Source organism: Paenibacillus forsythiae T98 (assembly GCF_000520735.1).
Taxonomy (GTDB): Bacteria; Bacillota; Bacilli; order Paenibacillales; family Paenibacillaceae; genus Paenibacillus_AQ; species Paenibacillus_AQ forsythiae.
In genome coordinates this window covers 1-11,643 of the sequence record NZ_ASSC01000637.1, presented here as the reverse complement: position 1 = coordinate 11,643, position 11,643 = coordinate 1, and the positions used below count along the sequence as shown (strand labels likewise).

12 protein-coding genes are annotated in these 11,643 nt (G+C 53.5%); 9 read left to right on the top strand and 3 right to left on the bottom strand.

The features are described 5' to 3' along the window. From L692_RS33025 to ppnP, 3 genes are all read left to right on the top strand, one after another. On the top strand, positions 1-675 hold a 675-nt coding region (locus L692_RS33025; protein WP_025701763.1), incomplete at its 5' end, for a glycoside hydrolase family 78 protein. Positions 676-851: 176 nt separating this feature from the next. Then, positions 852-2,903, top strand: a complete 2,052-nt coding sequence (tkt, locus tag L692_RS0119660) for a transketolase (protein WP_025701762.1) — start codon at positions 852-854, stop codon at positions 2,901-2,903. Between the two features lie 44 nt (positions 2,904-2,947). Beyond that, on the top strand, positions 2,948-3,265 hold the full coding sequence (ppnP, locus tag L692_RS0119655) for a pyrimidine/purine nucleoside phosphorylase (protein ID WP_025701761.1): 318 nt from the start codon (positions 2,948-2,950) through the stop codon (positions 3,263-3,265). A 182-nt stretch (positions 3,266-3,447) separates the two neighbouring features. Here the strand turns inward: ppnP and L692_RS0119650 are convergent, their stop codons facing one another. Continuing rightward, positions 3,448-3,654, bottom strand: a complete 207-nt coding sequence (locus L692_RS0119650; RefSeq protein WP_025701760.1) for an HTH domain-containing protein — start codon at positions 3,652-3,654, stop codon at positions 3,448-3,450. Positions 3,655-3,813: 159 nt separating this feature from the next. On the opposite strand from L692_RS0119650, the gene L692_RS0119645 reads away from it, so the two are divergent. Next, complete coding sequence (locus L692_RS0119645; protein WP_025701759.1) at positions 3,814-5,421, top strand: M14 family zinc carboxypeptidase; 1,608 nt, start codon at positions 3,814-3,816, stop codon at positions 5,419-5,421. A gap of 147 nt (positions 5,422-5,568) precedes the next feature. Here the strand turns inward: L692_RS0119645 and L692_RS0119640 are convergent, their stop codons facing one another. Then, entirely contained in the window at positions 5,569-6,462 is an 894-nt protein-coding gene (locus tag L692_RS0119640; protein ID WP_025701758.1) for an NAD(P)-dependent oxidoreductase, read from the bottom strand. Positions 6,463-6,711: 249 nt separating this feature from the next. Here L692_RS0119640 and L692_RS0119635 point away from each other — a divergent pair, with 249 nt between their 5' ends. From L692_RS0119635 to L692_RS0119625, 3 genes are all read left to right on the top strand, one after another. Then, a complete protein-coding gene (locus L692_RS0119635; RefSeq protein WP_025701757.1) occupies positions 6,712-8,067 on the top strand; it encodes a glucose-6-phosphate isomerase in 1,356 nt (451 codons plus the stop codon). 119 nt (positions 8,068-8,186) lie between these two features. Then, positions 8,187-8,819, top strand: a complete 633-nt coding sequence (locus L692_RS0119630; protein WP_025701756.1) for a YigZ family protein — start codon at positions 8,187-8,189, stop codon at positions 8,817-8,819. Positions 8,820-8,823: 4 nt separating this feature from the next. Continuing rightward, entirely contained in the window at positions 8,824-9,405 is a 582-nt protein-coding gene (locus L692_RS0119625; protein WP_025701755.1) for a TetR/AcrR family transcriptional regulator, read from the top strand. A gap of 145 nt (positions 9,406-9,550) precedes the next feature. On the opposite strand, the gene L692_RS0119620 is transcribed toward L692_RS0119625, so the two are convergent. Next, positions 9,551-9,952, bottom strand: coding sequence for a secondary thiamine-phosphate synthase enzyme YjbQ (locus tag L692_RS0119620; protein ID WP_025701754.1), 402 nt, complete (start codon positions 9,950-9,952; stop codon positions 9,551-9,553). Positions 9,953-10,150: 198 nt separating this feature from the next. Between L692_RS0119620 and cysT the strand changes: the two genes are divergently transcribed. Further along, positions 10,151-10,966: a sulfate ABC transporter permease subunit CysT gene (gene cysT / locus L692_RS0119615; protein ID WP_025701753.1), complete on the top strand. Its 816-nt coding sequence runs from the start codon at positions 10,151-10,153 to the stop codon at positions 10,964-10,966. Next, on the top strand, positions 10,963-11,643 hold a 681-nt coding region (locus L692_RS0119610; RefSeq protein ID WP_025701764.1), incomplete at its 3' end, for a sulfate ABC transporter permease subunit. The genes cysT and L692_RS0119610, both read left to right, overlap by 4 nt.

Below are 11,643 nucleotides of genomic sequence, written 5' to 3'. Positions count from 1 at the left end.
CCGGCAGCCGCGCCGACCATCGTCAATACAATGACGCCGATTATGAAATGGAACTATACCGACGATGACGGGGATGAGCAGACGCGGTACAGGGTGCGCATATTGGATTCGGCAACCGGCAGTATTGTCGTTCAGTCCGGGGTGAAATCGTCCAGCCAGAAGCAGTGGACCGTCCCGGCGGGAACACTTGTGGAGAATCATACGTATGCCGCCGAGGTTGATGTTTTTGACGGTTTTGATTGGAGCAACACCTCACCTCGCAAATACTTCATGGTCAATCTGCTGACTGTAAAAGGCGGCGTGAAGCATACCACGGAGTGGAATGCCAACCGGCAGAGCTACAATTTGAAGATATCTGGAGACACCGAGCAGCCGCGTGGTTATAATATATTTTGGGCCGGTGAGAAATTCATGCTTCAGGCGGACGCTACGGGACTGCCGGATACGATTGAGGTAACGATGGACGGCGGTTTTACCGCGCAGCTTGCTCCTTCGGATAGCGGCAAGATATCTTGGACCGGGGAGCTCTATGACCCTTCTTTCGAGCAGTTGCCGAACGGGCCTTTGACCTTCACCTTTACGGCTAAGAACGAATACAACACCAAGACCGATAAAGTCACAGTCACCATCTCGGAGAATTGGAGCCAGTATTTCCGCAGCCACCGGGTCAAGTAGCGTACTCCTCGTGATCTCATTCTGGCTCGTAGGGTCACCCGTATAAAAAAGAATCGAAGTTGCGAAACTTAAATGTTGGAGCGTCCAGCGGCAAAAACATTGGAAATGCTTCCACATTAGTGATACAATAATAGTCAAAATGACATTCTTGAGGTTTATAGAGGAGGACAATTTGAATGACTGAACAACAGGCAAAAGAGCAAGCGATCCACAAGGATGAAAACTCCACAGTCGACAACCTGGCGATTACGACGATTCGTACGCTGGCCATTGACGCTATTGAAAAAGCGAATTCCGGCCATCCCGGTATGCCGATGGGTTCCGCTCCGATGGGCTATCAGCTCTTCGCGAAGACGATGAATCATAACCCGGAGCATCCGACGTGGGCCAATCGCGACCGGTTCGTCTTGTCTGCCGGCCATGGCTCCATGCTGCTGTACAGCCTACTGCACCTCAGTGGTTACGATCTCCCGATGGAGGAGCTGAAGCAGTTCCGTCAATGGGGCAGCCTTACTCCCGGTCATCCGGAATTTGGCCATACGGCAGGTGTCGACGCTACGACGGGTCCGCTCGGACAAGGCATCGGCATGGCGGTTGGTATGGCGATCGCTGAAGCGCAGCTCTCCGCTACGTACAATAAAGATCAGTATAATGTAATCGACCACTATACTTACGCGATCTGCGGCGACGGCGACTTAATGGAAGGGATTTCCTCGGAAGCCGCTTCGCTTGCAGGACATCTCAAACTTGGCAAATTGGTCGTGCTATACGATTCAAACGATATTTCGCTCGACGGCAAGCTGAACCTGTCCTTTTCCGAAAATGTTGCCCAGCGCTTTGAAGCTTATGGCTGGAGCGTGCTGCGCGTAGAGGACGGCAACGATCTTCCAGCACTCGGCAAGGCGATTGCGGAAGCTCAGGCAATCACGGACAAGCCAACGCTTATTGAAGTGAAGACGGTGATCGGCTACGGCAGCCCGAATAAGCAGGGCAAAGGCGGACATGGTGGAACGCACGGCTCTCCGCTTGGCGCTGAAGAAGCGAAGCTGACCAAAGAATTCTACAAATGGGTATACGAAGAGGATTTCTATGTACCGGATGAAGTCCGCGCCCTCTTTGCCGAAGTGAAGGAGCAAGGGATTGCCGCAAACAAGGCATGGGACGAGAAGTTCGCGGCGTACAAGAAGGCTTATCCGGAACTGGCGGCACAGCTCGAAACCGTGCTGAGCAGCGATCTGCCGGAAGGCTGGGACGCCAAGCTGCCATCGTACACAGCGGAAGATAAAGCGGTATCCACCCGCGTCGCTTCCGGCAATGCCCTGAACGGTCTGGCTGCGGGCGTGCCTCAATTGTTCGGCGGTTCCGCTGACCTGGAAAGCTCGACGATGACACACCTCAATGGACTGGCTTCCTTCACGCCGGAGTCGTACGACGGCCGCAATATTTATTTTGGCGTCCGCGAATTCGGCATGGCGGCGGCCATGAACGGCATTGCGCTGCATACCGGACTCAAAGTATTCGGCGGCACGTTCTTCGTCTTTACGGATTATCTGCGTCCGGCGGTCCGTTTGGCTGCCATCATGAAGCTGCCGGTGACTTACGTGCTGACTCATGACAGCATCGCCGTCGGCGAAGACGGTCCTACGCATGAGCCGATTGAGCAACTGGCATCCCTGCGGATCATTCCGGGGCTTACCGTGATTCGTCCGGCTGATGCGAATGAAACGTCGGCGGCATGGGCCTACGCGGTCGAGAACAAGGAGAATCCGGTAGCGCTTGTGCTTACACGCCAGAATCTGCCGATTCTGTCCGGTACCGTGGAAGGCGTGCGAGAGAACATCAAACGCGGGGGCTATGTCATCTCCGATGCCAAGAACGGCAAGCCTCAGGCGCAAATCATTGCGACAGGCTCCGAGGTTCAACTGGCGATCAAGGCCCAAGCCGCTCTCGCTGAAGAAGGCATTGACGTCCGCGTAATCAGTCTTCCAAGCTGGGATCTGTTTGAGAAGCAGGATAAGGCATACCGCGACTCTGTCATCCTACCGGATGTCAAGGCGCGTCTTGCAATTGAAATGGCTCAAACCTTCGGTTGGGAACGTTATGTCGGCGACCAAGGCGATATTCTCGGCATCACGACGTTTGGCGCGTCCGCGCCTGGCGACACGGTGATCAAAGAATATGGCTTTACTGTGGAAAATGTCGTTAACCGCGTAAAGGCTTTGCTGTAGAATACTAGGGAGACAACCAGCAATCCAAGGGGGAAGACAAAGAAATGAGTCAGTTTAACAATGCAACTATTCAAAAAGCAGCCAACGTTTATTACGACGGAAAGGTGACCAGCCGTGCAGTGACTCTGGAGGACGGCCTCAAGGTTACTCTTGGCATCATGCTTCCGGGTGTATACGAGTTCGGCACCGACGGCCCGGAAACGATGGAAATTCTGTCCGGAAAGCTCAAGGTGCTGCTGCCCGGATCGGAGGCTTGGCAGGAGATTGACGGCGCCGAGACCTTTCATGTGCCCGGCAATTCGAAGTTTTCGCTGGAAGTATTCACGGTTACCGACTACTGCTGCTCTTACCCGAATGTGTAATCGTTAGAGAGAATCTGGGGAGCTCCGCTTAAATGCGGGGCTTTTCTTTTTTTACTTATAAGATGAGACTTTCGTAAATATTGTCGTCATTAGTTTCGAAAGGAGTATTAACGCAATAAAGATCATAAAGTTCACGCTCTGTATGGCTCGTTAACGTCAAGGGCGGCAGCAGCCGGGCGCCGTCAAGATTTTATGAATTTGTACACTCGCTCCGGACGTCCGACGGTGCCATACGAGAGGTTGGCGGCGGCGCGGCCCGAGTCCGCTAGAAATTCCAGATAACGCCGGGCGGTTGAACGGCTGATACCCAGCTTCATGGCCGTTTGCTCCGTCGTCAGCATACCCTCCGTTTCCAGCAATGTGATTACTTTTTCAACAGTCCCTTTCACGGCAGCGCTTCTAGATGATAATAATTATCATAAGCTCTGAGAGGCAAAGTGTCCATTGCTTGAAACTCTATATTCAAATATTCAAAAATATCCGCCCGGAGACGATGAATATGATGATAGATTCATATTCGAACTAAGGGGCTGGAAACGCTGAAGCTGATGCCGTATAAGTCAATCCGTAATTCTATTATTCTGTGCCACATTTTGCTGCTGCTGGCAGTTATCTTTCAGCCTGGAAGGGCCCGGGCCTCAGCCGATATTGTAAATCCGAAACAGATCTATTCTTATTCGGTGATGCAGCGGGATATCGAAAAGCTGGCCGCCGCGTATCCCGATCTGGTGTCCGTTCAGACCTTGGGCAAGACCGCATACGGACGAGAGCTATGGGCTGTAAAGCTTGGCCGGGGGGAGTCTGTGCTGTTCCTGAACGGTTCGCATCACGCCCGGGAATGGATGACGACCGCGCTGCTGATGAAAATGATCGATACATATGCGGGGAGCTATTACCTCGACAAGCCGATCGGGTCTTATGATATAAGAGAGATACTGGATCGTGTCAGCATCTGGGTTGTACCCATGGTCAATCCCGATGGGGTGACTTTGTCCCAGCAGGGGACCGCCGGTCTCCCTAAACAGACAGCCGCATTGCTGAACCGCTATAACAGAGGCAGCAATAACTACACACGCTGGAAGGCCAATATGCAGGGGCTCGATCTGAACCGCCAGTACCCGGCGAACTGGAGCACGATGAGAAATGCGGTTAATTACCCCAATTATCAAAATTATAGAGGCATAAAGCCTGCTCAGGCGCCTGAAGTTAAAATGATGATGGACTTTACCCATACAATCGACCCGGACATTACAATTTCTTACCATAGCTCCGGCGGGATTATTTTCTGGCATTACCATACCCTTGCCGCAAATTTGGCGCGTGATCGGGAGATTGCCTCCTCGCTGGCGCGGTTAACCGGTTACAGTCTGGTCCGGCCGGAAAAGAATCCTTCGGGCGGAGGCTATAAGGACTGGTTCATTCAGGAGTTCGGGCGTCCGGGATTTACGGTTGAAATCGGAAACTACGCAGGAGAGGCAAACCTGCCGCTGAGCGCCTTCGGGCAAATATGGGCCGAGAACAGGCAGGTCCCATTGTATACTGCTTCGCAGACCTACAAGCTATGGCTAAAGCGTCAGAGCGTTCAGGCTCTTAATCAACCAATGAGCCTCTTCGCACAAGCTCCGGTATATCCGGGAGCCGGAGCTTCCGCATCCGTATCCGTTATCGCACCGCAGGACGTATTGGTGCTTGCTCGAAAAGGCGATTGGTACCGCATCAAGACCGGAAGCGGCGCCGGATGGATTCATCCCGCTCCCGGACAGCTTGGTATTGTGGAACAGATCGACACGGACGCCGATATCAAGCAAGCCGCCGCTTTGCGCAAATATCCGGATGCGTTTGCCCCGAAGGTAGCCGTTGTGTCTCAGAAAAAGGTTAAAGTGACGGGCAGACTCGGCACATGGCTGCAGGTTGATGCGGGGGAAGCAAAATGGTGGATTGATGGCCGTGAAGCGGTTCTCCGGCAGCCTGCGGAAATGAAGGAGACGGATAGTACGGGGGAAGGAGCTTCCGCTGCGCCTGAGAGTGCTGAACCGGTCAGCCCGGCACCGGAAATGACGCCGGCACCCTCGCCGGCTCCCGGACAGTCGCCTGGAGCAAGCGGCGCAGGCATCACGGCGCAGATGTCCGCTTCCGTCCGTTCGTGGAGCCGGTAGCAGGCATCCCGGTTAAAAGCCCCGGTCCGATGCTCATCCGGGACCGGGAGAATACCCGACAGAACAAACAGCCTCTATGCAGTTCGACAGGCTGCATAGAGGCTGTTTAATCCCTAAAATCGCTCATTTAAATGATTTCGGAGCCTTTCACGATGATTCGCCGATTTTACGGCCGATCCAGGCTTCATAGGTCTTAACAACGGCCGACAGGTCTTCTTCGCCGTATCCCTGGGAGTAGCCCGACTGGAACAGGCTCTTCGCCAATTCCAGCGCCGGAGTGGGCACGCCACTGGCATCGCTCAGCGCAGAGGCGAGCTTCAGGTCCTTCAGCATCAGCTCCAGCGCGAATTGATTGCTGAAATCGCCGTCGATAATTTTGCGGCCCTTCAGCTCAACCTGCTTGCTGCCGGCCGATCCGTTCCGGATCAGCTCCAGGAATTTGTCCGCCGGAACGCCGGACTTCACCGCGATGGAGAAGCCTTCGGCTAGCGCAATGTTATGGATGCCGACCATTGCATTATGAGCCAGCTTCGCCGCCGCGCCGCTGCCGTTCTCGCCCATATGCAGCAGGAGCTTGCCCATCGCGTCGAACAGATCGCGGTTCGCTTCAATAATATCGGCTGCGCCGCCGACCATGAAGACGAGCGTGCCTTCCACCGCGCCCGGCTTGCTGCCGGTTACCGGAGCGTCGAGGAAATGCCCGCCCTTGCTCTCGACAGCGGCAGCGACTTCTTTGACAAGTTCGGGCGAGATCGTGCTGGAATCAATCACCACCGCGCCAGGCTTCAGAGCTTTCAGAATGCCTTCGGGTCCGTAAAAGATCTCGCGGATTGAATCGTCATTGCTGACCATGGTAATGATAACGTCCTTGCCCTCCGAGGCGGCCTGCGGAGTAGCTGCCGCCGCTGCGCCCTCTTTCACCAGAGGATCGCATTTCGAAGCCGTGCGGTTGTACACCGTCAGCTGAAATCCGGCGCGCAGCAGGTTGGAAGCCATAGGCGCTCCCATCGTTCCGAGTCCGATAAATCCGATTTGTTTCATAAAAATTTCACACCTTTGCTATTAAGGTAGCAGCCCAATCCTTTTTATTCTAGCACGGGCCGGAGGGGCTTCCAACCCGCAAATGCCGTTCCAGTAAAGGAAACGCTTCCTCCAAGGCCCCCATTGTCCAAATTGATACCTTTGCCTGTGCCATAGGACCTTGCCAGCCCACGGAAATTAAAGTATCCTATTATAAAGTTGTTACAATTCGTGTCAAATCGAAAGAGAAACAGGAGGGTACCCTTAACGATGTCCAAAAAAATCAGTTTTGACTACAGCAAAGCCCTGTCCTTCATTAATCAGCACGAAATCGACTATTTTGCTGCGCCGATCAAATTGGCTCATGAGCAGCTACATACCAAGACCGGCACAGGCTCAGACTATACAGGATGGATTGATCTTCCACACGATTATGATAAAGAAGAGTTCGCCCGCATTCAGGCAGCCGCCAAGAAGATTCAAAGCGACTCCGACGTGCTGATTGTGATCGGCATCGGCGGCTCCTATCTAGGAGCCCGGGCAGCGATTGAATCCCTGACCCATTCCTTCTATAACAATCTGGATAAGAGCAAGCGGAAGACTCCCGAGATTTATTTTGCAGGGAACAACATCAGCTCGACTTATCTCACCCATTTGATCAGCCTTCTCGAAGGCAAGGATTTCTCCGTCAACGTCATTTCCAAATCCGGCACGACGACCGAGCCTGCGATTGCCTTCCGGGTTTTCCGCGCCGAGCTTGAGAAGAAATACGGCAAGGAAGAAGCCCGCAAGCGGATCTACGCCACAACCGACAAGGCAAGAGGCGCGCTTAAGACACTCGCCACTGAAGAGGGCTATGAGTCGTTCATCATTCCGGACGATGTGGGCGGACGTTATTCCGTACTGACTCCGGTTGGCCTTCTGCCGATTGCGGCTGCGGGCATCGACATCGAGGAAATGATGAAAGGCGCAGCCGCAGCAGCTGACGAGTTCAACAATCCCGATGTGGCGACGAACCAGAGCTATCAATACGCCGCCGTCCGCAACGCGCTTTACCGCAAAGGCAAGACGACGGAAATTCTTGTGAACTACGAGCCATCGCTTCATTATGTATCGGAATGGTGGAAGCAGTTGTTCGGCGAGAGCGAAGGTAAGGACTTCAAAGGTATTTATCCTTCCTCCGTGGATTTCTCGACAGACCTGCACTCGATGGGACAATTTATTCAGGAGGGCAACCGCAACATTTTTGAGACGGTTATCCAGGTGGATGAAGTTCGGGAACACATTACAATCGAAAGCGATCCGGACGATCTGGACGGACTGAACTTCCTGGCCGGACAGACTGTGGACTTCGTGAACAAGAAGGCGTTCCAGGGCACGCTGCTCGCGCATACCGACGGGCAAGTTCCGAATCTGGTTGTCACCATCCCGGATCAAACGCCATACAGCTTCGGCTATCTCGTATACTTCTTTGAAAAAGCCTGCGGTATCAGCGGATATCTGCTTGGCGTCAACCCGTTCGACCAACCGGGCGTAGAAGCGTATAAGAAGAATATGTTCGCGCTGCTCGGCAAGCCGGGGTACGAGAAAGAAAAGGCCGAACTGGAAGCCAGACTTACCGAGTAATTTGCGATTTCTCCACGACATACTATAGCTAAGCAATCTACCGGGAGCAGTCCAAAGGTAATCCAATACCGCGGGCTGCTCCTCGTATATATCAAGTAAGAATAAGGAATGAATGGATTATGCTCGAACAATACCGGACGGTGCGCGCTTCCGGTTCCAAGGAAGTCGTTATTCGCAAGTCGCGTTTTATCGGGCATGTCATGCCGGTAGAGACGGAAGAAGAAGCCAATCAGTTCATTGAGGACATCAGGAAGAAGCATTGGAACGCCACGCATAACTGTTCCGCCTACATGATCGGGGAGCGGGATGAGATTCAGAAGCAGTCGGACGACGGGGAGCCGAGCGGTACAGCGGGGAAGCCGATTCTGGAGGTTATTCGCAGCCAGGGCATTAAAAATACGGCTATAGTCGTTACGCGTTACTTCGGAGGAATCATGCTTGGAGCGGGCGGACTGATTCGTGCCTATACGGACGGCGCCGTGCTGGCGCTTGAGGCCGGCGAGGTGATCACGCGCGTTCTGCACCGTGAAGTGTTCGTGGAACTGGACTATACCTGGCTCGGCAAGGTCGAGAACGAACTGAGGAGCCGCGGAACCAAGACCGGCGAAACGGAGTTCACCGACAAGGTCAAGCTATTATGTCTGCCGAGGAATGAAGAAGCCGATGCATTTAAGGCATGGATAACGGATTTGACCCAGGGACAGGCGGTTGTAACGGAAGGCAGGAAGCTTTACTACAGCGAAGGGGAATAAAATTATGGCTAGAAGAGCAGTAGAACAGGAGTTGTCGAGAGAAAGGATTCTGGAGGCGGCAAGACACCTTTTTATTACCAAGGGTTATCGGGCCATCTCCATGCGAAGCATAGGCCAACATTTGGGATACAGTCATGGTTCCCTCTATTATCACTTCAAGGAAAAGGCGGAGCTGTTCTATGCTATTGTCGTTGACGATTTCAACTATGTGGCAAGGCTGCTCAGCGAGGTGATGGATAAGCCAGCCGAGGAAGGCTTGGGCAAGGTTGAACAGCTGATGCTGGAATTTATACGCTTCGGGCTGGACCACCCGTATCAGTACGAAATTATGTTCATGATCCGTGACGAAGAGCTGCTGGCCTATTGTCGCGCGGAACAAGGAAAGTGTTTTGAACTGTTCTCCGGCATGGTGCGCCGTTATCTGAAGGAAGAGGGCTATGTACCGGAAGATTGGCAGAGCGTGCCGCTGACGCTGTTCTTGTCCGCCCACGGATTCGTCTCGTACTACATTCAGGACAAAATCAAGTTTGACGATGTGAAAGCGGCGGCGTTATCGCATGTCCGTGTGCTGTGCCGCAACCTGTAACGTGTATTTTTTTCCTTTTGTGCTTTACGGCTGTGCATTGGTAATCGGGTGCTTCTCTGCCCTGTAAAAGTAAAAGTTGCCAGACAAGCAAAAGACCGATTCGGAGCCCTTGCTCCGAAAGCGGCCTTTTGCTTGTGCCCGGAAACTATCCTTCGATGATCTTTACATAATACTGCCGGCGTCTTGGTCCGTCGAACTCGCAGAAATAAATGCCCTGCCACCTTCCCAGCAGCAGCTCCCCTTCATGAATGATGATGCTCTGGGAGGGACCGGCGGTAATCGACTTGAGATGCGACGCGGTGTTCCCTTCCGCATGCCGGTACTTTGGATGCTCCCAGGGATATACCTCATTGAGACGCATCAGCACATCATGCTTCACATCGGGATCGGCGTTCTCGTTAATGGCAATGCCTGAGGTTGTATGGGGGCAGTACACAACGGCTATCCCGCTTTGGACGCCGCTTTTTCTTACATAAGAAATAACTTCTCTGGTGATATCCCGCAGTTCATCCCGCTTGCTTGTTGAAATCTCGAACGTATGCAGCATGGCGGCTTCTCCTTTCATAAATCGGTTTCAAACCTTTTCGACAACTATTTTAACCTAAAATCACTCAAAAGTAATTGACGATGGCAAGAGGTCAGTGGTAAAGTAGTAATAATTATTAAACCAAGTATATTAATAGGAATTATATATTGGCACATAGCTAGTATACCGACCCGTCAACCGGAGGTAGGAGGACAACTGTTGAATTCGCTGTTAAGACACAAGGGATGGACCTGGGGATTCCGATCCACGATTTTGCTGTATTTTGTCGTACTAATCGTGCTTCCGATTCTTGGCGTCTATTACAACTCATTTTCGCTCGGTTTTAAAAATTTTGTCGAAAGCATATCCGATCCGATAGCCTGGCGGTCCGTGCTGCTTACGCTTCGACTGGCGCTAATGGCGGCCATTATCAATGTCGTCCTGGGCACTATGATCGCTTGGGTGCTGGTCCGCTACAAATTTCCCGGCAGACCGCTGCTGAACAGTATGGTCGATCTGCCGTTCGCTCTGCCAACCGCAGTTGGCGGACTGATGATTCTGCTGCTTCTCGGACCGGGGAGTCTGATCGGCGGAGCGGCGGAATCACTGGGTCTGGAAATTGTCTTTCATCAACCGGCCATTGTCATCGCGATGGTCTTCGTAACCTTCCCCTTTGTGATCCGGGCGGTGCAACCGCTGCTGGAAGAGCTTGACCCTTCCGAGGAAGAGGCGGCCTACACGATGGGAGCCAAGGGTATCCGGGTGTTCCGGCAGGTGATTGTACCGGCGATGGCGCCCGGCATGATCGGAGGCGGCATGCTCGCCTTCTCCAGGGCGCTGGCTGAATTCGGGGCCGTCGTACTGGTGGCGGGCAATATCCCGGGACGCACGCTCGTCTCGTCGGTCTTCATCTATGGAGAGGTGGAGAGCGATAACGGGACCGGCGCCGCAGCCGTATCCATCATTTTGCTGACCTTGTCGTTCCTGATCCTCTGGCTGATCAATGTAGCGCAGATGAGGGGGAGAAGACGATGAGACGGCTATGGATTGGACTAACCTATATCGTTTTCTTTCTGCTGATTGCCGCTCCCTTGAGCAAAATGATTACGGGAGCATTCAGCAAGGGACTTTCCGGATTCTGGGAGGCTTTGACCCGGCCGGAGGCGCTGCATGCGCTGATGATGACGGCTCTGGTCGTTATAACGGTGACGGTGCTGAACACATTGTTCGGCATTATGACGGCTCTGTATCTGGTTCGGGCCGAGTGGCTGGGCCCCCGGCTGAAGAGCCTGCTTAACAGTATCGTCGATCTGCCGTATGCTGTGTCGCCTGTCATCGGCGGGCTGATGATCGTGCTGCTGCTCGGTCCGGACAGCGCGCTCGGAGCGGTGTTTGAGCATATTGGCTTCAACATTGTCTATGCTTTCCCGGGCATGGTCATTGCCACCCTGTTCGTCACCTTTCCGCTGATGGTCAGGGAAGTGATGCCTGTTCTGCAGGAGATCGGCGGGCAACAGGAGGAAGCCGCCTCAACGCTTGGAGCGTACGGGTGGACAACCTTCTGGAAGGTGACCTGGCCTTCGATCCAGTGGGCGGTTATCTACGGCGTCATTCTTACAGTCGCCCGCTCGCTGGGCGAATTCGGGGCCGTGCTGGTCGTCTCAGGCAATATTATGAACAAGACCCAGACGGCGACGACGCTGGTGTACCAG